The sequence below is a fragment of the Fischerella thermalis PCC 7521 genome, from assembly GCF_000317225.1.
GTDB classification, from domain to species: domain Bacteria; phylum Cyanobacteriota; class Cyanobacteriia; order Cyanobacteriales; family Nostocaceae; genus Fischerella; species Fischerella thermalis.
In genome coordinates, this window is the sequence record NZ_AJLL01000010.1 from 49,986 (window position 1) to 73,572 (window position 23,587).

Below are 23,587 nucleotides of genomic sequence, written 5' to 3' on the forward strand. Positions count from 1 at the left end.
AGGCGCCAAAAAACACCTAGCGCCTTTCTTAAACTTACTAACCACAACTCAACCACCAACGAAAAATCTATCTGCGTTCATCGGTGTCCATCGGTGTTCGATTTCTCAAAATATTTTCGTCGGCAGAGTGATTTCATACAACCAGGAAAATAAGTGATATCATGTCCGTTTAAAGACTTATCATATCTGTGAAGGCCGGTAATTGGTAATTGGTAATTGGTAATGGGAAAAATCAATGCCCAATGCCCAACTGCATCACAATAATATCGTAAGTAATTAGCCGGACTTGATATGATATTTCCAAAAGGCAACAAATGACATTGGCTGGAGTAAAAATCATACTGGTAGAACCAGCTGGCCCCTTGAACGTGGGGTCTGTAGCACGGGTGATGAAAAATTTCGATCTCAATCAACTAGTGTTAGTCAATCCCCAATGTGACCCTTGGGGAACACAAGCAAGACAGATGGCAGTTCATGCCCAAGATATTTTAGATGGGTTGGTATCAGTGGAGACATTACCCGCAGCCTTGCAGGGATGTAAAAGAGCGATCGCTACAACTGGTGTTATTCATGATTGGGATGCACCTCTAGAAAGCCCTCGGACAGCACTACCTTGGTTATTAGAAGAAATTGGACAACCCGCAGCGCTAATTTTTGGCAGAGAAGACCGCGGGTTAACTAATCAAGAATTAAACTATGCTCAACGATTTGTTCATATTCCCACTAGTTCTAGCTATTCCTCATTGAATTTAGCTACAGCTGTGGCCATTTGTTGTTATGAATTGTCACAAATTCAGGACATAGAACAGAAGAGTAAAGGGGAAGAGGTAAAGGAGAATGGGTCTTCTGAAAATACATCTGATTCCGAAATTGCATCTATAGAGCTTATGGAAGGATACTATCAGCAATTAGAATCCCTACTGTTAAAGATTGGCTATCTTTATCCCCATACAGTGGCTAGTCGGATGGAAAAATTCCGGCAACTTTATAACCGCGCTCAACTACAAAACCGTGAAGTTGCTATGTTAAGAGGTATCTTACGACAAGTAGAATGGGCGCTCTCAAGTCATAAAAATCATGAAAACTTGTGATTTTTAAGTACTATATACGCAATTACCCCACAATTACTAATTATGCCTTAAACTAAACACAAAAACATGTCTCACAACAGAGGAGGACACAATTAGTTAGTACTTTCTGGTAGACCAGTGTCCGTATATACTTATTTTTTGGTGAAAATTGGGAGTAAAGTTTGACTTGGAATCGACAGAACAATTTATATCTGTCTATCTCTGGTAACTGGTCATGTTAAACATCACACAACCAGGACATGAAAATTCTTACCCCTTCTGCCGTCTGCCTTATTTTCAAGATAAAGAATAAATAAATACTCTGCCCTACTTAGTTAAACTTTCATCGCTAATTGCTAGATTATACACTTCCTATCATCATCATAAAATCTTATGGAAACCAGAACACAAATACCAGGTTTCTCACGACCTCAACCTGTTAGCGGACGCCAAAAACCTCCCCGGAAAGTGCAGAAGTCGAGCCAGCAACAACGTCCCTCTGCTGTCGGGACAAAGCTGACACGTGTCAAAGCTAGTTCTACTACTACCACTGCGACTGTGGCAAAAAAACGACCCAGTATAGTAGTACCAGCAGCCATCAAACCTCTGCCTGCGAAACCGGGACAAATTCCACCTTTTAAGCCAAGCAATGCCAAAGTCAAAACTGTAAAATCCCCCAAGCAGGTACCGCCTAAAAAAGTCAGAACATCCCGAAAAACAAGGTTAAAGCCTATGGCTAGAACCATGCTCTACGCCTTACGGTTATTAATAGTGGGAATTGGTATTGGTGCGATCGTGGGAACTGTTTTGTCGGCACTAGATCCTGCTAATCAAATGACCACAACAGAGACATCTCCTCAGGATGCCAAATCAGGGCAAGGACAAATCCAGACTATCCCCACTCCCACACCTGCTGCTGTTTTATCTCTATCACAGGAAATTACTTCCTTAAAAACTAATTTGCAAAGCTTAACGTCTGCTAACGCAAATCTCACACCAGGAGTTTTCGTAGTCGATTTGGACAATGGTAGTTATGTAGATATCAATGCCTCTGCCAGTTTTCCCGCAGCCAGCACTATTAAAATCCCTATCCTAGTAGCTTTTTTCCAGGATGTCGATGCAGGTAAAATCCGCCTGGATGAAATGCTGACTATGCAGAAAGAAATGATGGTTGGCGGCTCTGGAGATATGCAGTATAAACCCGTCGGCACTCAATTTAAGGCGCTGGAAGTTGCTACTAAGATGATGACTGTCAGTGATAATACAGCAACAAATATGCTCATAGCCCGGATGGGTGGAATTGAAGCTTTAAATCAGCGTTTCCGGAGTTGGGGTTTAAATACTACAGTCATACGTAATCAACTGCCTGATTTGCAAGGTACAAACACAACCAGTCCCAAAGAATTGGGAACCTTGATGGCGATGGTTAGTCAAGGCAATTTGTTGAACATGGCATCGCGCGATCGCATCTTGGATATTATGCGTAATACTGTCAGAAACCATCTGTTACCAACTGGGTTGGAACAAGGTGCAACCATTGCCCATAAAACCGGTGATATTGGCACTATGTTGGCAGATGCAGGTCTAGTAGACCTCCCCACTGGCAAGCGTTACATAGTTACGGTCATGGTACAACGCCCCAATAACGACCCCCGTGCCGAAAAACTCATTGCGTCTATATCCAAGGCTACGTACCAACAATTTACCCAAACAGCCCCCACTATACAAACTCCTGCACCAACACCTGCACCAAGTATTACTCCAAACCCAGCCCCGACAACCAGCTATCAGCCACAGGTGATAACTCCTGCACCCCTACCAACAAATACTCAACCCACAATCAACTATCAGCAGTATCCTCTGATCAGTCCGCCTCTGCCGAACAGTATGAGCAATCCTCTACCTGCAACTGGTTATCAATACCAACCACCCCTAACCAATCAGCCACAGTATTATTATCCTCCTTACACCTATCCCAGGTAATAGATCATGGCATCTACAACACCCACGATTCAATTTTTTAGTGGTATTTACGAAGAACTAGGTAACGTCAGCTTGCGACGTGGTCGTTCTGGCAAACGTATTATCTTGATGACATTTAACAAGTTGCAAGCCTTAGAAGGATTCAATAGCTTCACAAAACAATCCTTAAATACCATGCTGTTAAGTGACGAAGAAGGCAAAATCAGTATCACACCTGCGTCTGTGCAATTTATTTTTGGGGGTGCAGAAGGTGATGAGTTACAGAGGGTAGAGTGCAAATTGGAAATTGAACAAGACGATCATTGGGAAAGAGTGATGAGATTTATGCATCGCTACGCTCAGGCCAATGGTATGGCCTATGGCGAATCTTAATTTTGATAGTGATTAGATACGGAGATTTCCCCTCAGCGTTGGGCAACATTAGAAGGAGAACTGCTACCGACATTAGAGGAAATTGCCCAACAGGAAAGACAAAGAGCAGAACAAGCAGAGTCTAGGTTATCTACAAATATCGCTCTAATAACCCAATCACCACCTCTGGCTGCTCTAGATGTGGTAGCACTCCCGTATTTGGAATGACATGAAAATCTCGAATTGCCGTGGAATTCAATTTTGCCAATCGTTGCCCTAATTTCACAGTGGTAAATTGTGCCTCTTTGCCCCAAAAAATTACTGTGGGAATATTTAGCTGTTGAATATACAAACTTAAATCAAAATAAAGGTCGCCCCGCAAAAATGCCAAAGCTGCAAATTTGGCATTTGGCTGTTGAGCAGAAAATAAATATGCCTCTACTATTTCGGGTGAAACTCGTTCTGGTTTGGCAAACAAAAAACTTCGCAAAAAGTTATTTACTGCAATTTCATTCTCAGCACCCAGAGCGTAAATTAAATTATCCAACAGTGGAGTGTTAATCACCTGAAGCGGTAGCCTGCGTCCTGCACCTTGCCCAAAGTCATCAAAACCAGAAGGACAGACTAAATACAACTCTTGAAATAAAAAAGGTTGAGCAATAGCCAGTCGAATCATCAAAGCAGCAGTTAAGGAAGACGCCACCACTTTTACAGGTGGGCAACAAGTATGTCTGATAAATTCTGTGATCGTTGTTAAATAATCATTAATTCGATAATCCCGTACTGGATGAGTAGAATCTCCCCAACCAATTAAGTCTGGCGCGAGTATGCGGTGAGAAGCTGCAAAAGCAGGATAAACTTTTGACCATTCATAAGCAGAAGACCCACCACCAAAACAGTGAAGAAATATTAGTGGTGGTAAATCTTCGGTCTCGACATCACACCAAGGTGCAGCAGTTTGGGTGTAGTAAACCATTGACCCTAAAGAGGTGTTAATTGTTTTATGCCCGAAGCCTGGAGGTTGAAACTGAAGCATATTCATCAGTTATTAGTCATTGGTCATTAGTCAATGGTATTCTTTACAATTAACCATTCCTTTTTATTACCCTTTATCTTTTCCATTCTCGCTTTTCCCTTATTATTTCCGCTAGTAAACATTTTGTCATCGTGTGGCAAGATGAATAAAAACACTCCATCAGCCCACCATGTTAGGAAAGCTACTAGACGGTCGTTACAGAGTTATCCAAGTCCTGAGTGCCGGAGGATTTGGTGAAACTTATATTGCTGAAGATACCCGCCGACCAGGAAACCCTAAATGCGTTCTTAAGCTGCTGAAGCCTGCGAGTTCCGAACCTTATTATTTGCAAACTGCCAGACGCTTATTTAATAGTGAGGCTGAGATACTTGAACAACTGGGAAATCATGACCAAATTCCTCGTCTGTTAGCTTATTTTGAAGCCAGCGAAGAATTTTGCTTAGTGCAAGAGTTGATTGTTGGACACCCACTCAGTGCAGAAATGCGAAGTGGTCAACCTTGGACAGAAAGCCAAGTTATTCAGATGTTACAGGATGTTTTGGGAGTGTTGGAATTTGTTCACGGATACAATGTGATTCATCGTGATATCAAGCCTGATAATTTAATTAGACGTGATTCGGACGGGAAATTAGTTTTAATTGACTTTGGTGCTGTGAAACAAATGCGATCGCAACTCGCAGCTTCTCCTAGTCAAATGACTGCGACTGTTGCAATTGGCACTCCTGGTTATATGCCGGCAGAACAGGCCCAAGGCAGACCACGCCCAAATAGTGATATTTATGCTATTGGGATCATTGCCATCCAAGCACTAACGGGAATGTTACCAACTCAGTTGCAAGAAAATCCTGAAACTGGGGAAATTCTCTGGCCCAACCAAGCCAAAGCTTCCCCCAGACTCATAGCCATTTTACAGAAAATGGTGCGCTACCACTACCGCGATCGCTATCAATCTGCGACAGAAGTCTTGCAGGATCTTCAGCAGTTACAACATCCGTTTCCATCAACACAACCACAAATTTCATCTGCCAACGCCCAATCAACTATGCCGCAGATGATGAATATGTACCCACAAACATCAGTACCTCCTTCTGATGTCACTGACTACTCCACACCTTCTTCTCAAGTTACACCGCCACCCCTTTGGATCAACAAAACTCTTTCTGTAGCTAGATTCTTACCTTTTGTCGGTGCGGCAGGATTATTTTTATTTAAAGCACCCACCTGGATTATCTTGTTAGGTATTGGTTTAGCAACTTTTGGAGTTGGTTTGTTCTTCCTGCGTTCTTCATATCCAAGATTAGCAAAAGATTACGACGCTGTTTTTGCCGTAGTTTTCTGTTTGTGTGGCATACTGCTGCTATTTCAAGAATATCAATCCTATGGCAATCAAGAAATACCAATTACCCAGTTTTTACTAGCAGGAGCAGGTATATTTTCTGCTGCGGAGTGTATTCGTTCACGTGGCATCAATAAATAATCAGTAGTTAGTAGTTGGTAGTTAGTAGTTAATTTTGTTGTATTTTCAGTTTGTTACTGATAGACAAGCCAAATACTCGACTACCTTCTAATAACCTAAATTAAAACTAATGAATAAAAATCTATTCAAACCCATACTAACTACTAACCACTCACCACTAACCACTCATTAACTTATAGATAAATGTTTAAAAACCCACTTAATCTAATTGGCACAATTTTAATTATTGCAGCCCTTGCTTTGTCGGCTATGCCTTTTGTACGTCCCAATTTATTTCGTCGTCAAGATATAGTATTAATAATAGTGTTTTTTATTGCTGGTTTTATTCTGTATTTTACAGACAGATGGTATGGCAAAGAATTAATCCAGTTTAATTTAATCCTTCTGACCATATCCGCTATTTTTTACACTGTTGAAAGTATCCGATTACGAAGTAAAAATCCACAACAGTAAGGATACAATTATGGCAAATAAAAATCGCTCTCAATGGGACTTAGGAAGATTTATCGAAACCCTTACTTATTTTGAAGTTGTACCTTTGATCAACTGGATACAAGATTTATTCCAAGGTCGTACCAAGGATAATCAAAATCAACCAAACGGAGCAAAGCAAGTGGGTGTAATACTAGTAGCAGGTGCAACGGGTGGTGTTGGGAAGCGAGTAGTACGGCGACTAGCGGAACGAGGTTATCGAGTGCGATCGCTTGTACGTGATATTGAGAGAGGGCGGTCAATTCTTGGTGATAATACTGAATTAGTAGTTGCAGATATTACTAATCCAGAAACGTTAACACCCCTAGTAATGGCTAACATCCAAGCCATCATTTGTTGTACAGCAGTGCGGGTGCAGCCAAAAGAAGGAGATACACCAGAACGAGAAAAATACTATCAAGGTGTGAAATTTTATCAGCCAGAAATAGTCGGCGACACTCCAGAAAATGTGGAGTATCGAGGCGTGAAAAACTTGGTAGAAGCAGCTGCGAAATATCTACCTGCTTCCGGAGAAAAAATATTATTTGATTTCACCAACCCATCCACAGAAATGAAAAATATCTGGGGTGCAGTAGATGATGTAGTCATGGGTGGAGTCAGTGAAAGTAATATTCAATTAGTAGAAGGTACAGCTCTATTTGCTGGTAATGTTTCCACTGCTAACTCTGGTGGCTTTGCTTCTGTCAGAACTAAAAATTTCTCTCCTGCTTTTAATTTATCTGGCTACGAAGGTATAAAATTACGTGTGAGAGGCGATGGCAAGCGTTATAAATTCTTTCTCCGTGCAGACACAAAATGGGATGGTATTGGTTACAGTTATTCCTTTGACACCATAGCAAATACTTGGATAGATGTTCGCATCCCGTTTGCGGATTTAGTTCCTGTCTTTAGGGCAAAAACTTTACAAGATTGTCCACCAATTGCCACGAATCAAATTTCCTCATTCCAGTTAATGTTGAGCAAGTTTGAATATGATGGTGAATTAAATCCACAATTTTCTCCTGGTGGTTTTGCCTTACAAGTTGAATCAATCAAAGCTTACGGAGGAGAAACTTTACCACAATTTATTCTTGTTAGTTCCGCAGGGGTGACTCGTCCAGGACGTCCAGGAATTAATTTGGAGGAAGAACCACCAGCAGTCAGATTAAACGATCAATTGGGAGGTATTCTGACTTGGAAATTAAAAGGCGAAGACAGTTTACGGGCAAGTGGGATTCCCTATACAATTATTAGACCTTGTGCATTGACCGAAGAAGCAGGTGGCAAATCACTGATATTTGAGCAAGGCGACAATATTAGGGGAAAAATTAGTCGCGAAGATGTGGCAGAAATTTGTTTGCAAGCGCTACAACAACCGCAGGCGTGTAACATTACTTTTGAAGTCAAAGAGGGAGAAGATCGCGCTAATTCTATAGAGTGGCAAAAATTATTTGCACAACTACAACCTGATTCAGCAAGTCAAAGGCAGCTATAGCAATTCTATTTGATTTGTGACAATGAAAAGACTTAACTCTTGGCGTTCTTGGCGTCTTGGCGGTTTATTCTCCATCTTTAATCTTATACAACGCCAGCTCCCGGACTTTTTTAAAAAAGTCGGAGAGCTTATTTGTTATCAATTAATCTGCAATCAGTTCAACAGCATCTCTTCCATCTATATCTTGTAAATAAACCTTGACAATTTCTTCTTTGGCAGTAGGTAGCTGCTTACCAACAAAATCTGGATGTATTGGAACCTCACGATGACCTCTATCTACGAGTACAGCTAGACGAATTACCTCTGGTCTGCCATACTCATTGACAGCATTTAAAGCAGCACGAACTGTTCTTCCCTTAAAGATCACATCATCCACAAGTACAACAATCTTATCTGTCAAATCAAAAGATATCTCGGTCTTTGCTGGAGTTCGTAGCCCTATTTGGTCGAGGTCGTCGCGATAAAATGTAATATCCAAGGCCCCTACTGGTACAGATAGACCTTCTAGTGCTTCAATTTGACGTGCCAGTAGTTGTGCTAAGGGTACTCCTCTGGTATATATACCAATTAGTACTAACTGAGATAAATCGCGCGTCTTTTCCACAATTTGAGAAGCAAGACGATTTACAGTTCGACGAAGTTCCTCAGATGAGAGAATCTCAACTACTTTAGCTTTGGTAGAAACGGTAGAAATAGTCATATACCAGTATCCCCTGAGCGATTTTTATCCTAAACAACCGAGTCATAGGGAATCAGGAATTAATCAGAAGTAATCAAGCTATCAATTTCCAACTCCCTACTTTCATGATTACCTGTTTATGGCAAATAACAACAGAGTCATTACCCCTAACCATAACAAAAAGCAACATCGAGTTATTTGCAATGCTTGCTCAATACTAGCCGGGGTGATTGGATAAGTAGCATCTCCCAACAAAGGTTTATGTTTAGCCACGCCACGATACCAATTAGTTCCTCCGAGCTGTACACCCAAGGTAGCAGCATAAGCACACTCACTCCAACCAGAATTGGGACTAGGATCATTAGGTGCATCGCGCTGACAAATGTGGATTACATGCAAAGGTTTACCCGACAGCAGTGCTATGGTTATTACTGTTAATCGACAAGGAATCAAAGTTAAACCATCTTCTAAGCGTGCACTAAACCAGCCTAAATAGGTATAGGGTGCATGTCGATAACCCACCATTGAATCTAGGGTACTGCTGGCTTTATATGCCAAAGCCAAGGGAACTGGGCCAATAAATGGTAAAAATGTACCAACTATTGCATAAAAAAGAGGAGCCGTGACTGCATCAGTTGCATTTTCTGTAACTGTTTCCAGAACTGCTCGTAAAATTTCTGATTCTGTGAGATGTTCTGTATCTCGACCAACATAGTTACTCAGGGTACAACGAGCATCCTGGATTTTTCCTAATGTTAAAAGTTGTAAAACTGTTTGGGCTGCGGCTCGCAAACTTTTAGCAGCAAAACAACTAGCTAGGAGAATAATTTCTATGGCAATTCCCAACAACGGGTGTAGGGATTTAGTAGTTTGTATTATTAAATAGCCAACAATCCCACTACCAATGACCAAGAAAATACCTAATAATATTCCTGCTAAACGTTGTGTGAGAGGATTGTGACAATATTTTAAAGCAAATTTGCTGAAGCGAGAAATTATCCACCCCATTACTCGTACAGGATGAGGCCATCCCCAAGGATCGCCAATGATATAGTCTAAATAAGCTGCAAGGATTAAAACAATCACAGAATTCATTTGTCATTTGTTATGTTGTATGTTGTTTTGTGTTCCAACCAACAACCAACAACCAACGAATAACTAATGACTAAATAATAAAACTGGCTTCTTCACCAAGGGAGGCTTGCCAACTGCGAGCATCGTAATAAAGGTCTGCCAAAGTAATACTGTACAATGCTTCTTTCAATTTTTGGTGCAGCCTTTGCCAAAGAGTAAATGTTACCCAATCTTCTGCTTGTCCTGGGGAAGCTTGATGATGAGGTAAAGGTTCTATTGTTTCACCAACTGCTTCTAATATTTCGCCTAAAGATATTTGTGCTGGTTTCCTTGCTAGTTGGTATCCGCCGATGCTACCGCGAATAGATTTTACTAACCCAGCACGACGCATTTCTATTAGCAGTTTTTCTAGGTAAGGAGCTGGGATATCTTGACGAGAGGCGATCGCTTTCGTGGAAACAGGCCCATAATTCGGTTGTAAACTCAAATCTAGCAAAGCTTTGACACTGTAATGTCCTTTGGTAGTTAGTTTCATTTTCGTAAAGTTTTTATTTGTTGTTTGTTGTTTGGTGTTTCAACCAACCACCAACCAATAACTAAGGATCAGTTTTACTTATCGTTCTGTGTGCCAATAATCAAACAAGTGTAAGTAGACTAATTTTAGCTATGCTTTAGGAAACTTAAACAAACATAGATTACAGTGTAGCAGTCTTTCATAAACTAGAGATATTTATCAGCTTCAGCCATATTATTTAAATTAGATTGCATAGTAAATATTAATAGACCTGCAAAAATTTGCTGAATTGTGTAATATACTTTGCGGTAGCTGATATAAAAATAAAAGGATTGTGTTATCACTTCCTCAAGGTCAGCTAAAATAAAATCGATTCAACTCACTCAATCGTTCGTTCATTTTCGCTCTAAGTTGATGGCTAAACAGAAAAAAATTGAACCCCTAACCGGCGAAGAGTTGCTCAAGAAAGTCAAAGAACTAGAAAATCTGAGCAAAGAAGAAAAAGCTAAACAGTGTGGCTACTATACTGTGACTAAAAATGGTATAGAGCGCGTCAACATGATGAAATTCTTGAATGCTCTCATTGATGCTGAAGGCATTCAGTTAGATAGCGCACCTAGCGCAAATGGTCGTGGTGGACGCAGTGCTAGCTACAGAATTAGTGTGCAGTCTAACGGTAACTTACTAATAGGTTCTGCTTACACAAAACAGATGAATCTCAAACCCGGAGATGAGTTTATCATTACTTTGGGTAAAAAACACATTCGTCTGAGACAGATAGACTCAGATGAAAGAGAAGAGGTCGAAGTTCTAGAAGCAACAGCATAATATAGTTAATGGTCAAAAGTCCAAATTCAATAGTCATAGTCAATCATATTGACCATTGACTATTGATCATTGACTAATAACTAATGACTAGTGACTACATCTGTTATTGTTACCGATGGTAGATAGTGACAGAGAGCTTTACGGGTGACTGCCACATTACAGGTTAAAGCAATTTGTTCCCGTTCTAGTAATCCTAAAATTTGTTCGGGGTTATCTGACGCTACTACTGGTAACTGATGCAAGCCGCGAAGAGACATGCGATCTAAGGCTTCAGATAAGGGTTCATCTTGATGAGCATAGAGAATATCAGTGGTACAAATATCAATTAGGGTTTGATTGGATAGATTACCTTGATTTGCAGTAGATGAATCTGGGTAATTTTGCCAAGCAGAAAGGGTACGGTTGATATCTTCTAAAGAGAGGATACCAACTAATTGCCCTAGTTCATTTACTACTAAAGCACTGCGGGTGCGATCGCGTGTCATTTCTAAAGCTGCTTCGATCACTGTCATGGTTGCTGGCAGTTTTTTCGGACAAGGATGCATAGCTTCTTGAACAAGAATTTGCTGTAAAATTTCTGCTTGCTCGTCTTTTAATTCCGAAAGACCTATTTGTTGAAGATTGGAGTTGGAGTTTGAATTGGGCTTTATCCGCTCCACTAGCCAAACACTTAAACCGACAGCCGCCATTAACGGTAACACAATGCGGTAGTCCCGCGTTAATTCAAATAACAATAAAATTGCTGTTAATGGCGCTCTGACACTAGCAGCAAGTACGGCAGCCATTCCTACCGTTGCATAAGCAGGGGGGGCTGCCATAAAACCACTGATTGCAGGTGCTACATTTGCCAAAATTTTTGCATAGGCAGAACCTAAAGAAGCACCCAAAAACATTGCTGGTGCAAATACACCACCAACAAAACCACTGCCAACACTAATTGCTGTGATAACCAGCTTTACTAGCAACAACAAAATTAACAGCTGCAATGAAAACTCCACATCTTGCAGCATCGCTTCTACTGTTTCATAACCAATACCTAAAATTTGCGGTAAATATAAAGCGGTAACACCAACAATCAGTCCACCGATAATAGGATGAATAGGTAATGGTATTTTTCCCAATATAGAAAAACCAGGAGCTTTACCTGCAAAGCAAGCTTTTGCCAGGCGAATTAATTGCGTATAAGTCAAAGACACCAAACTCGCCCATAAACCCAAACCAAGATAGAGTGGTAATTCTAATGGACTACGGACTTGGTAAACAGGTAAGGCAAAAGCCGGTTGTCCTCCCAAACCAATATGAGAAATTAACGCTGCGACTACTGCTGCTAGTAGCACTACACTTACCGCAGAAGTAGCGAATGATGTTGCTCCCAATACAACTTCTAATGCAAAAAAAACACCTGCGATCGGGGCATTAAATCCAGCTGCTAAACCAGCAGCTGCACCAGCACCTAATAATAGACGCTGACGTTCTTGTGATACTTGTAACACCACAGACAGCAGCATCCCAAAATTGGCACCAATTTCTACACTAGGGCCTTCTGGCCCCAAAGAAGCACCACTTCCCAAGGAGACAGCTGCTGCTAACATTTTGGTGACTGGACGCAACTGTCGTTTGATTTCTCCCTTTTGAGAAGCAGCAATCAATGATGAAAGTCCAGGGCCAAAGTCTTGGGTTCGCCAGCGCATTAAACCAACAATTAGTCCACCTAAAATAGGAACGCAAGCTAAAGTCCAAGCACCCCAAACACCGATCACACTCATTAGATTTTCCAGCATCAAATGATGGATCAGCCCGATTAAATAATGAAAAGTTACCACACCCATACCACTACCACTGCCAATAAGCAAGGCCAGAAGTAACACAACTGTTTCTGGGGATGGTTGAAAACGATTAACTAAATAGGTTAAACGGAAGGAAGGGAAACCAAAGGTGGGTTTTTCAGTCACCTTCCTGAGTTCTGTCGGAGGCAGGAGAGTCATTGAGTGAGGAGTAAATCTAATAAAAAATTTAAATTTTTATGTCTTACTTTTCATTGTGAGTGATCATTTAGCAACCAGACAAGTCACGAAATGGGGTCAAGCAAAAAGGAAAAAGATTAAAAGTACAAATAATGACTTTTACCATTCCCCCTTCACCTTTACCCTACTACTGGAAAAAGTCAATTTGGGCAGAGTATCTACATATGTTTGAGAAATTTACAAAGCTTTGGTTAAAAATTTTTTAGTGTGCAACATTAATGTGGCGATAATGCTTAAATGAGAGAGAATTATGGTCGGGGAAATCTACACACTTTTTCAGCAGGAATTCAATATAGCTATTGTTATGAAGACAGTAAGTGGACTAAGCGGACGAGGTAGATGAATACACACACTTTTGATAATCATTATTTAACTTGCCCCATTTGCCAGAATTCTACGCCTACCCCAGTTAAAAGTTATGTTGGATTGTTTAGCTGCCCGTATTGTCACCAAAGGCTAGTTGTTTGTAAAAGTGGTCACTATGTCCGTGATCCGTTCATCTTAAGACAGATAATGGTTTCCTCGACATTACGCCGCCAAAGCCGACCTATAGCCAGGATCATTCGGGATTTTTTTGTCTTCAAAAGTCCTTTGCTTGCTGTGGTTGTAGGAAGCGCTATTGTTTTTGGTATGATTTCTATGTATCAGCAAAATCGTAACAGTGACACCTCGTCACCAAAAATAGAAATAGAGGAGGGAAGAAAACCCCAGTGAATGATGTCCCTGGGATGGATATCCTCTTCCACAGTTTTCAGTATTAATATATCAAAAAATATACTTGATGATTGTTGGTAGTTGGTTGTTGATTGTTGTTTGGAAAAACCCTACTCTACAACAAGCTTATGAGTGCGTCTACGTAACGGGAACTGCCTTTGGTAGTGGGCTGGACTCACCAACACCAAACAACAACCAACCAACAAACAACTATTTAATATCTTTTGTCACTAGTTTCCACCCTTCTGCTTGGTCAATAACCTTGAGTGAATCAAGTTGAAGAGCATAAACGGCGGACTTGTCAAGCAATAAATAAGGTTGTTTTTGATTGTGCCAATAATCTTGCAGTTCTTTAAAAGAAGCAGGAACAATATTGCGATCGCTATAAAAATTCAATGAGGGACGGTGTTCAGGGTTAGATGTATAAATTTTTGCGCCGGATGGTGTTCCTTCGCGGATCATGTTGGCCACTGGTTGAACTGGATAACGTTCTGCCAATTCCCAAACCCAGTAATTAGATTTCATAAATAAGAATAGCGAAACATAAGACCCCCAAAACAAAACTTTGAGAAATTGGCGATCACCTCGTTCTGCCAAAATCGCTGCGAGAGCCATTGTCATCGCTGCTGCTGCAAAAATCAGCTGTAACTGTAATTCAGATTTTGCTGTTGGTACGAAACTGAAATAAATACTACCAGCAGTCGCGACCAAAGCTAGCAAAGTTAAACTTACTACCCAAAATCGTGGGTAAGACGATAGCACAGGTAAATCTTCAATTTCCCCTAGTTTCGCTCCGATTACCAAGGCGAGACTAGGATAAATAGGAAATACATACCAAGGAAGTTTTGTTTCCATCAGAGAAATAGTAACTAAATAAACTCCCATCCATACCAACACAAGTTTTGCCCAACTGAGGTTACGGTTTTCTCTGGCTAAATGCAAGCTGGACGGTAAAAAAATTAACCACGGCCAAGTATATTTAAGAATTTCCAATAGATAATACCAGGGTGGGCCGGAATGGCCTTCAACCGATGACCAAATGCGATTGAGAGATTGGCTGAACATACCAACATTGGTAAAGGTGCGACCATACTCCCACCATTGAGCTAGATACCAAAAAGCCACGGGTAAACTACCTATGAGCATTCCTACCCACATATAACCACTAGTCAGCAGTCGTGGTGTATCCCAAAACAGAAATGCGACTACGACAGCAGCTAACAGTAGACCTAACATACCTTTAGTGAGGCAGATTAAGCCGAAAGCGATACCCACACCAAGGCAATAACGTAAATCGCGGCGCGATCGCAACACACACAACATCATTAATATAAAAAAACATACCACTGCCCCATCCAACATGGCTAAGCGCCCATGACGCACCACTGGCAGCATTGTTAAGTAAACTAGAGCGCTATAAACAGCACAAGAACGTTGACGAAATATTTCTCTACCCACACAATACAGCAATGGTACTGATAGTGCTGTTAAAATTGATCCTGGTAAGCGCGCTGTCCACTCGTTTACGCCACCCAAGGAGTAAGCCCCAGCAATCAGCAAATGCATTAACGGTGGTTTGTTGTGGTACGGTTCACCTCCCAGGGTTGGGTAAAGCCAACTCATTGAGCCAGCAGGGGCGTGCAAAATCTCTTTGGCAACCTGTGCCACGGTTCCTTCATCCCAATCTCGTAGCGGTAATCCGCCTAGATTTATGGTAAAAAGTAATACAGCTGCTACCAGCAGCACTATTATCCATGTCCAATCAATCCATTTGTTTAGCGATCGATATTGCTTTTCTAGACGACCCCAAGTAAAGCTTCCTTCTTGCATATTCTAGGATAATAATTTGACTTGCTGGTTCGATGAAAAAAAGACGTTCGTGCATCTTGATGTGTTGCCATTTCGCAACAAATAGAGTCTGAAGTTCCTCCTTGTTTTTAAATTAACTCAATTTTTGCTAATTAATCATAATATTTTTTGACAACTTTTCTGACGTTACTCTTAAATTGATTTCAAGAGCATTGATTGAAAAAAATTGACACGAAAAACACTAACTATAAATCTTGATTTGGTGAGCGTGGAGAAAATAAATGAATCTACCTTTTATTTTAGATGTAGCAATTGGTTTAATCTTTATTTACTTAATTTTGAGTTTATTAGCCTCAGAAATACAAGAACTAATTGCTACTGTGTTTCAATGGCGTGCTGAACACTTAAAAAAATCAATTGAAATTTTATTAGCGGGCGATGTTGAAAGTGCAGAAGAAGCTCATGTCATCCAACTTGCAAATAGAATATATGATAATCCCTTGGTTAAAAATATTAATCAAGAAGCAAAAGGATTATTTGTCACCATACCTCGTAAGATTACTTGGGCAATTGGTTCACTGTATCGGATGGTGAAAAAACCTAGACCCGGGACAGATAAAAGCACAAGTATTTTTGGAGAAAAGAAACATAGTGGTCCTTCTTATATTCCTGCTGATATTTTTGCAACAACTCTTGTGGAAACACTACAAATACCAGCATTGGTGCAAAAATTAACAGAATCCAGGTTGAAAAAATTTAAAGAAGAAAGACTAGCTGAAATCGAAGAAATTATTATTAAATTACAAGAACAAACAAGTGGTGATGAAAACCTTGCCAATTTTTTCAGTAATATTTATAAGGAATTTGCGGAACTCCGTTCAGAATTTGAAAAAACTTGTTGGAACTTTCAGCAAGAAAAAGCTAGCCTGCAAACAAGCCTCAATCGGATGGCAGAAAGTTTTGATAGATATATAGAATCTTTTCAAGCAGAGATGCCTGAGGATGAATTATGTGGCAAGGCGTTACGAAGACTAAAGTTTTTAAAAAAAGATATTTTTGATGATATTGAGCAAGCAATATTACTAGGAGGATTACAACCAAATATTAACGAAGTCGTACAAACAATAGATCAAACTAGTGATATATATAAAGAAATCAAAGCAGCAATCCAGGATCAAAACAGCGAAACTCACCAGGGAATTAAGAATGCATTCCAGACAATTGAAACTGCGGCCATTGAAAATTTACCACCATCTGTTGTTCAAAATCTTGCCGTTTTAGCAAAGCGCGCTCAAGCAAGAGCTAAAAACACAGAAGAAGGAATGAAAGCATTGCGTTTAGAAATTGAAAATACATTTGATAGTTCAATGGAAAGAGCATCTGGAGTATATAAACGTAATGCTAAAGGAGCAGCGATTTTAATAGGTTTAGCGATCGCTATCACTGCAAATGCAGATGCAATTCATATGATAAGCAGGTTATCGAAAGATTCTGCCCTACGGGATACTATTACCAATAGTGCTGGAGAAATAGTACTAAGGAATAGTACAGTTGATTTAGATCAACTTAGGCAAGAAGCAGACGAAGTTTTAACAAATATTTCTTTACCACTTGGTTGGGGTGATGCTAACTTAGAGCAACAAATTAGATGGACACGCCAATCAAAAACTACTTTCCCCTATCTCAAAATTTTAGCTTTGATTCCTGGCTGGTTACTTAGTGGTATTGCTATTGCAATGGGTGCGCCATTTTGGTTTGATTTACTGAATAAAATTGTGAATGTGCGTAATTCAGGAAAACGTCCTAATCATTATGTAAGAAATGTGGACGAGAAGGAAGAAGAGTAGGGAAGTTAAGTTTTTTAATTGTTTTTTTAAACGCAGAGTTGCTTTGTGGAGAGTTTGACAGGATTTTAGTTGGATTATTTATAATACCCCGGTTTGAAAGCTGGGGTTTTTTTTGTAATCCCAAAAGTATATCAACGGCTTGTAAAAGGGTTATCTTGTCCGCCATAATAATGCAGGTTAAATTTTTAAATTTTGGACTTACCAAAATGAAAAAAAGAAGCAACATTCTTCCTGTGGTGTGTTTAATCTTTGTGAGTTTATGGTTGAGGTTAATTAATTTAGGTTACTCGAATTATCAAGGTGATGAAATTAAAGCACTTTATAGACCACAAGTAGGGCAAAATATGATTGATTTTTTACTCAATCAAAGAAAAGGACCAATTCAATTTTTGATTACATATATTATGAGTATTTTTAATCCTGAGTATGATAATGAATTTCTACTTAGGCTACCTTTTGCCATAGCGGGTATATTGGCCATTTATTTTTTTTACAAGTTTATCAAACTAGAATTTAATAAGAGAATAGCTCTTTATTCATCTTTATTTATTGCAATTAATGGATTATTTGTAGCTTTGACAAGAATTGTTCAGTATCAATCATTTGTAATCTTATTTTCTGTGTTGACTTTATATCTAATCAGTTTGTCCACAAAGTTTACAAAATGGAGAATTTATGGTTTGTATTTAGGTATGTTCTGCTGGGGAATTTCTATTCTTGCACACTACGATGGTATATTTATTACACCATTTGTAATTTACTTTATTTATAGATGGTATCTTGATTGTAAGCCTTCCCATAAAAATAAGCAACTGCTGTATTTACTTTTAGCAGGGACTATTTTTTTAATATCAATATCTATATTTTATCTACCCTTCTTTTTCTCCGTCTCAGAATCTACTAAGGCTTACTGGTTGGAAAGAATAAGTAAGCAATCGGTTAGTTCTACCCGAACATTTATGACTTATAATCCCTTATATCTTATATATTTATATGCTGTTTTGGGTTTATTAGGTCTATTGAAAATTAAACAAAATCTTCCAGTAGTCTTGTGGTTATTGTTTCCTCTCTTAGTTTTGGAAACTCTAGTTAGTAATCCTGGTACGCATATCTATACCTATATTTTGCCTTTCTCTGTTTTAATGGCTTTTGGGCTGGAAGTTTTTCAAAGTTTTATCTACAATAAATTTCCTGTAAAATCTCAATATATTAAGAATTTTTGCATAACGTTGGTATATGTGCCCTCCTTTTTACTATCTCATGTATTATTTATAGATAACAATAAAGAATATCCTTGGGAAAATAAAAGGATCTTATTTTTAGAAATAAAAAGACAAAGTAGACAAAGTTTATTTGGATTTCCCTATTATAGGCATTGGGAAAAAGTAGGCTCATTTTTAGAAAATACGGGCAGAAATGGTTACTTTATTACTAATGAAAAGCCAAGTATCACACGATATTATATTCCGACAAATTATAAAAATATAGAATTACATCCATATAATGACAAAGTTCCTGGTGATATCTACATAATATTTATACAAAATCCTCAAAATGGTAACAAAAAAATATTAGATAAAGACCAAAGTTATTGGCAAGAACGATATCAGCCTGTACAAACTTTTTCTAATTATGGAAGAGTTGTTACAACAATTTATCGCTTATCATCTGCCGATTGGCAAAAAATAGTCAATCAGTAGTAGTGGTTAGTAGTTAGTGGTTTCCTCATACTCCACCCTACGGGAAACCGCGTAAAGCGGGTCTACACACCTCTCCATCACCCCATCACCCCATCTGCATCACTTCACCACTTCAACTTCACCAATCACTTGTCCCTTGTTGAAGGAGAACCCCTCCACCTGTAGCTGATAGTGTTGCGGTGATGTACTGGGAGAAAATTTCAGCTTGTGGACATCTCGTATTGTTGTACCTGCGGTGATGTTTTCTGGAAACACGTACCCATCTATTAGGGGTGTGCTGGAAAAATAAGAAATATGATTTTGGCGATCGCGCAAACTTATTTTAATGGAAACATCTGCTGGCGGTGGTGCAAAAAATTGCCAGTAGAATGTGACTATCAATTCATCATCGGCAGATATTTTAGTTTTATTTAAGTCGTAACCTAACAAGCGTACTTGTTCGCCAAAAGACAAAGATAGGGGAAATTGGATGCGCTTTACATCTTCAGCTAAAGCTAATGGTCCAGGATAAACCCATGCGTAGTCAATATTTTGCAGCCGTACGGTATACAAAGGTTGCTGCTTAGCAAAGTAAGCCAACATCTTGGGTTCTGGCAATTGACGTTGCAATTGATTCTTGTAGAATACTACTCGATTAGCCCGTGTCCAAGGTTGAATTCCAGAGGGAATACGCTTGTCTATTGGTAAAACTGGACCGTGGAAATAACTAGAAAAATAGCGACTATACCAACTCGCTACTTTAATTTCCTTCACATTGGGAGACTGGTTCAACCATTGGGCGGCTTGTTCCAAACCCTCCCCTTGACCAATCATAAATATATTTTGGGCTGCCACAGCACCGCCAAACAAAGGATTGTAATAAGTCAAGTAGTGGGGATGGTAGGGGAAAACTAAAACTAGTTGCAACGCAAAGATCATTAGACAACCCCACTTCCTACTCTTTTCCATTGAAACAGAGAGTTTATTTAGCCAAACTGTCACCCCAGCAATGATTTCCAACCAACCAACCGCCGCAAGTATCGCCAACATTGGTAAACAAAGATTGATGTAACGGTCGATTTTGTTGTCACTGGCTGACAATATCAGTATCACCCAGACAGCAATTAAAGCGATCGCAGCGATCGCAGGTATATTTTTTTGCCGACGCCGTAGCTTAGGTATCAGCAATACTAGACTTGTAGCCACCAAACCGACTTGTAATATTGGTGAGAGACGATATACCAACACTAGGGGATAAAATAAAATTCCTGGGGAGTGGGTAAGTTGTCCTAAGAAAAACAGAAATCCCCGATCTGACTCTTGCAAAACACCATCACGTATCCTGTCAAGAACATATCCAGGTGAAACCCACATGGCAGGAAAAATCAGGATAAATGTAACTAAAATTGTCGCCAGCCAAAGTTGAAAACCTCGCAACTGCTGTTTCCAACCTCTTGAAAGAAAAGCTTCTTGCCAAATTCCTAACTCAATCAATCCGATAATAATTGCAATTGCAGGTAATAAAAACAACGCTGTGATTTTCGCCGCTGTCGCTAGTCCTAGAAATACCCCCGAAGCTAAAACAAATTTCCGTTTCCCATCTTTTTGCAAATAAAGTAGAAATAACAGCACAGCCAAAATAGCAAAATCAGCCTGTAGCGCATCAGTAGTAATAAAACGCTGATATGCCAAAAAGAACGGTTCTAATAATAAAATAATAATCGTGTACAAAGCGATCGCTTGCCCTAACAACCGCCTTATAAGTAAATATATACACACCATACAAGCAGAAGTCACCACTGCTTGTACTAAACGAGGAATAATATACAAATTAATCGGAAATTGTTCTAAATTCAGACAACCCCCAACATCCAGAGGTAAATCCACGCCCAGAAAACCAGGAAAAAAATTGTTTAGCCAACAATTCACCAACATCCCACTACCAGTTAGCCACATATTGGGAACCCCTGGATGATGCTTGAGAATTGTATGAGTTAAATCTCCCTCAAACAAACGTCTAATAAACTGACTACCACGATAAATCCATAATCCCTCATCAGTATTAAGAGAAGCAGTAATTGCTAAAGTACGTGACACCAGTGAAATTAGGAAGATGACAAGCGACATTGTTATTTGTTGGTGGTTGGTAGTTGTTGGTTAGTGGTTATTTAACACTAATCGCCATCTACGTTAGATTAACTGCTTTGATAGTTTAAAGCTATAGTAGAAATCATAAAAGATATCCATTGGAGGGGGTGAGTGGAACGGGGATGAGGGAATAGTGCAGATATTTCTTAATGGTCTCAAAGCCGACTTATTATATAGAGAATAAAATGGTGCGATCGCATCGAATCAAACTATGTTGCCAATGCAAGCAACCTGCATCAGTTCTTTATCGTATCAAACACAAAGAAGGCGGTGAATGGGTGTTTGTTTGTCCTGAATGTTGGTTTTCTGTGAGTGCAAATAACCCATTTTATGTTTATGGTGGGACATGGAAGGCTAATAAAAAGCGGTAGTAGAGGTTTGTAATTTAGTCCAAGAGAGGAGAAAAAACGAACACAGATGGACACAGATTAACACAGATGAATATTGATAAAATTACTATATTTCTAACGTTCATATATCTCTAAAGGTAAAGCATCGGGGTCTTGAAAAAAAGTAAATTTCTTCCCTGTAATCTCATCAGTTCTAATCTCTTCAACTTCAACACCCTTAGCTTTTAACTCACTGACAACTTCATCAATATTCTCCACTTGAAAAGCTAAATGTCTTAAACCACAAGCCTCCGGCTGACTAACTCTTTGCGGAGGATTCGGAAAAGAAAATAACTCAATTTGATCATTCTCCCCCACCCGTAAATCTAACTTATAAGAATTCCTCTCCCTCCGAAAACTCTCATTAATAATAGAAAAACCTAAAACTTCCGTATAAAACCTCTTAGAACATTCATAATCAGAACAAATAATCGCCACATGATCAAACCCTGTACTCTTCATCCTCTTCTCTTTGCGTCCTTGGCGTCTTGGCGGTTAAATACTCTTCAAAAAATTGGGTAGGCAAAAAGCCCACCCCCATAAACAACTAATCCTGCAAAACCGTCTTCGAGACAATCCTGGTTTTCTTGCGATCGCTTTCCGATAACTCTTCCCCAGATTGTAACCTGGTCGCAGAAGTTTGTAACACCGTCGCTGCACCCACATCTCCCATTTGCAAAGCCGTTTTAGCGGCAGTTTGCAACATTGTTGCAGCCCCAGCGCGATCGCCTTGTTGTAATTTTGCCTCAGCCAACTGTGTTTGCCGATACTTAGCTAATGCCAAAATATGCTGTTGTACCTCTGGATTCGCTTCACCTTGATAAGCTGGAACCACACTCACCTCTACAGGTATATTTTCTGAAAGTAACCCAGTCTGATTTTGTGCGGGATCATCATAGCGTACCTGCACACGAGCAATTATATGTTTACCAGCAGGGAACTGTCCCAAATACATGTTGGCTAAAACCACTCTTTCTGTGTCCTTCATCAAGTCTCCCAAACGCACAGCAAAACGCCCATCAGCTTCTTGTTGTACTGGTAATTCAATCGTATCTGGAGACACTTGAGCTACAGGTTTGAGTTCTGCTAGCCGCACTTTTGGCATGAAAGAAAACAGCAAATAAGCATTAGTTAATGCCACAGCTTGAACCCGATTAAAAAGGCGGGCAAACTCATCTACAGCCTGTTCTGGACGTTGAATATAAGATAAAGTTCCACCACCAGCATCGGCAATTTTTTCCAGAATATCTTGGTTCCAATTGTCACCAAATCCCAAAGTATTCAAAGTTAAATTGTAGCCTGCGGCTAACTGAGCAAATTTCAAACAACGTTTGTTGTCTCCATGTTCATTTTCGCCATCTGTTAATAAAAAGGCTTGAGAAACAGTTTCTTTTTTGCCCTTTGCTAGTTCCTCAATACCCAAACGTAATCCTTCATCAATTGCAGTACCACCATCCGCAGCCAGGCGATTTATTTTCTGTTTAATAGCCTCCCGATCACTAACAATTTGATTAGGTACTAATACTTTAGCGCGGTGATCAAAAACAACCACACTCAGGCGATCGCCCTCCTTAAGGCGATCAACAATTTGGTTAGCCGCTTTCTTGACAGTTTCTAGCGGTCGCCCACTCATCGAACCACTATGATCAAGGATTAGGCATAAATTCAGTGGTACATTACGATCACTAGCTTCTGCGATCGCAGATAGCGAAATTGCCAACTGACGTTGGCTGTTCATTTGATTGGCATCCAAATTGCCATCATTTAGTGTCGGCAGCAAACTAACCTTCATAACCTCAGGTTTCCATCCAGGATATACATATTTATAAATAACTTCAGGGGACAATATCCCCTCTACGGAAAAGATATTTAGCAAAATAGTTATTTGTTAGTGTTTGGTAGTTGGTGGTCATTCCAAACAACAATAAGGACTAATAACTAACTTAGTGAGAAATCCACACCTCCAACAAGGCTAGCATCGCGTTAGGATGTATTACAG

Annotated in this window: 19 protein-coding genes; 10 read left to right on the forward strand and 9 right to left on the reverse strand. The window is 39.7% G+C overall.

Annotated elements, in window-relative coordinates; all coding sequences use genetic code 11:
- Positions 1-314: 314 nt before the first annotated feature.
- The 3 genes from UYK_RS0102790 (at position 315) to psb28 (ending at position 3,425) form a co-directional block, all read left to right on the forward strand.
- Positions 315-1,091, forward strand: a complete 777-nt coding sequence (locus UYK_RS0102790) for an RNA methyltransferase (RefSeq protein ID WP_009457814.1) — start codon at positions 315-317, stop codon at positions 1,089-1,091.
- Positions 1,092-1,463: 372 nt separating this feature from the next.
- Positions 1,464-3,053 carry a serine hydrolase gene (locus UYK_RS0102795; RefSeq protein ID WP_009457812.1) on the forward strand — a complete coding sequence of 530 codons (1,590 nt, stop codon included), beginning with the start codon at positions 1,464-1,466 and terminating at the stop codon, positions 3,051-3,053.
- 6 nt (positions 3,054-3,059) lie between these two features.
- Positions 3,060-3,425, forward strand: coding sequence for a photosystem II reaction center protein Psb28 (psb28, locus tag UYK_RS0102800; RefSeq protein WP_009457810.1), 366 nt, complete (start codon positions 3,060-3,062; stop codon positions 3,423-3,425).
- Positions 3,426-3,555: 130 nt separating this feature from the next.
- On the opposite strand, the gene UYK_RS0102805 is transcribed toward psb28, so the two are convergent.
- Positions 3,556-4,440, reverse strand: coding sequence for an alpha/beta fold hydrolase (locus UYK_RS0102805; RefSeq protein WP_016870868.1), 885 nt, complete (start codon positions 4,438-4,440; stop codon positions 3,556-3,558).
- Positions 4,441-4,609: 169 nt separating this feature from the next.
- Between UYK_RS0102805 and UYK_RS0102815 the strand changes: the two genes are divergently transcribed.
- The 3 genes from UYK_RS0102815 (at position 4,610) to UYK_RS0102825 (ending at position 7,883) form a co-directional block, all read left to right on the forward strand.
- On the forward strand, positions 4,610-5,917 hold the full coding sequence (locus tag UYK_RS0102815) for a protein kinase domain-containing protein (protein ID WP_016870870.1): 1,308 nt from the start codon (positions 4,610-4,612) through the stop codon (positions 5,915-5,917).
- 183 nt (positions 5,918-6,100) lie between these two features.
- A complete protein-coding gene (locus UYK_RS0102820) occupies positions 6,101-6,370 on the forward strand; it encodes a Ycf66 family protein (RefSeq protein ID WP_009457804.1) in 270 nt (89 codons plus the stop codon).
- 10 nt (positions 6,371-6,380) lie between these two features.
- Positions 6,381-7,883: a CIA30 family protein gene (locus tag UYK_RS0102825; RefSeq protein WP_009457802.1), complete on the forward strand. Its 1,503-nt coding sequence runs from the start codon at positions 6,381-6,383 to the stop codon at positions 7,881-7,883.
- 142 nt (positions 7,884-8,025) lie between these two features.
- Here the strand turns inward: UYK_RS0102825 and pyrR are convergent, their stop codons facing one another.
- The 3 genes from pyrR to UYK_RS0102840 form a co-directional block, all read right to left on the reverse strand.
- On the reverse strand, positions 8,026-8,583 hold the full coding sequence (gene pyrR / locus UYK_RS0102830) for a bifunctional pyr operon transcriptional regulator/uracil phosphoribosyltransferase PyrR (protein WP_009457800.1): 558 nt from the start codon (positions 8,581-8,583) through the stop codon (positions 8,026-8,028).
- Positions 8,584-8,691: 108 nt separating this feature from the next.
- Complete coding sequence (gene cbiB, locus UYK_RS0102835) at positions 8,692-9,657, reverse strand: adenosylcobinamide-phosphate synthase CbiB (RefSeq protein WP_009457798.1); 966 nt, start codon at positions 9,655-9,657, stop codon at positions 8,692-8,694.
- A gap of 70 nt (positions 9,658-9,727) precedes the next feature.
- Positions 9,728-10,171: an Rrf2 family transcriptional regulator gene (locus tag UYK_RS0102840; RefSeq protein ID WP_009457797.1), complete on the reverse strand. Its 444-nt coding sequence runs from the start codon at positions 10,169-10,171 to the stop codon at positions 9,728-9,730.
- 393 nt (positions 10,172-10,564) lie between these two features.
- Between UYK_RS0102840 and UYK_RS0102850 the strand changes: the two genes are divergently transcribed.
- Positions 10,565-10,978, forward strand: a complete 414-nt coding sequence (locus tag UYK_RS0102850) for an AbrB family transcriptional regulator (protein ID WP_009457795.1) — start codon at positions 10,565-10,567, stop codon at positions 10,976-10,978.
- A gap of 80 nt (positions 10,979-11,058) precedes the next feature.
- Here UYK_RS0102850 and UYK_RS0102855 read toward each other — a convergent pair whose 3' ends face one another.
- Positions 11,059-12,963, reverse strand: a complete 1,905-nt coding sequence (locus UYK_RS0102855; RefSeq protein ID WP_009457794.1) for a chloride channel protein — start codon at positions 12,961-12,963, stop codon at positions 11,059-11,061.
- 378 nt (positions 12,964-13,341) lie between these two features.
- Between UYK_RS0102855 and UYK_RS24775 the strand changes: the two genes are divergently transcribed.
- On the forward strand, positions 13,342-13,716 hold the full coding sequence (locus UYK_RS24775; protein WP_009457792.1) for a hypothetical protein: 375 nt from the start codon (positions 13,342-13,344) through the stop codon (positions 13,714-13,716).
- A gap of 210 nt (positions 13,717-13,926) precedes the next feature.
- On the opposite strand, the gene UYK_RS0102860 is transcribed toward UYK_RS24775, so the two are convergent.
- Positions 13,927-15,546, reverse strand: coding sequence for an ArnT family glycosyltransferase (locus UYK_RS0102860; RefSeq protein WP_009457788.1), 1,620 nt, complete (start codon positions 15,544-15,546; stop codon positions 13,927-13,929).
- 260 nt (positions 15,547-15,806) lie between these two features.
- On the opposite strand from UYK_RS0102860, the gene UYK_RS0102865 reads away from it, so the two are divergent.
- Positions 15,807-17,372 (forward strand): hypothetical protein, encoded by a 1,566-nt coding sequence (locus UYK_RS0102865; protein WP_009457787.1) that lies wholly within the window; start codon positions 15,807-15,809, stop codon positions 17,370-17,372.
- Positions 17,373-17,578: 206 nt separating this feature from the next.
- Positions 17,579-19,072: an ArnT family glycosyltransferase gene (locus UYK_RS0102870; protein WP_026086341.1), complete on the forward strand. Its 1,494-nt coding sequence runs from the start codon at positions 17,579-17,581 to the stop codon at positions 19,070-19,072.
- A 99-nt stretch (positions 19,073-19,171) separates the two neighbouring features.
- On the opposite strand, the gene UYK_RS0102875 is transcribed toward UYK_RS0102870, so the two are convergent.
- The 3 genes from UYK_RS0102875 to UYK_RS0102885 all read right to left on the reverse strand — a co-directional run bounded on the left by UYK_RS0102875 (position 19,172) and on the right by UYK_RS0102885 (position 23,380).
- Positions 19,172-21,178 carry a glycosyltransferase family 39 protein gene (locus UYK_RS0102875; RefSeq protein ID WP_009457785.1) on the reverse strand — a complete coding sequence of 669 codons (2,007 nt, stop codon included), beginning with the start codon at positions 21,176-21,178 and terminating at the stop codon, positions 19,172-19,174.
- A gap of 485 nt (positions 21,179-21,663) precedes the next feature.
- Complete coding sequence (gene gloA2 / locus UYK_RS0102880) at positions 21,664-22,050, reverse strand: SMU1112c/YaeR family gloxylase I-like metalloprotein (RefSeq protein ID WP_009457784.1); 387 nt, start codon at positions 22,048-22,050, stop codon at positions 21,664-21,666.
- A gap of 85 nt (positions 22,051-22,135) precedes the next feature.
- Positions 22,136-23,380 carry a vWA domain-containing protein gene (locus UYK_RS0102885; protein ID WP_016870874.1) on the reverse strand — a complete coding sequence of 415 codons (1,245 nt, stop codon included), beginning with the start codon at positions 23,378-23,380 and terminating at the stop codon, positions 22,136-22,138.
- Between the last annotated feature and the right edge of the window lie 207 nt (positions 23,381-23,587).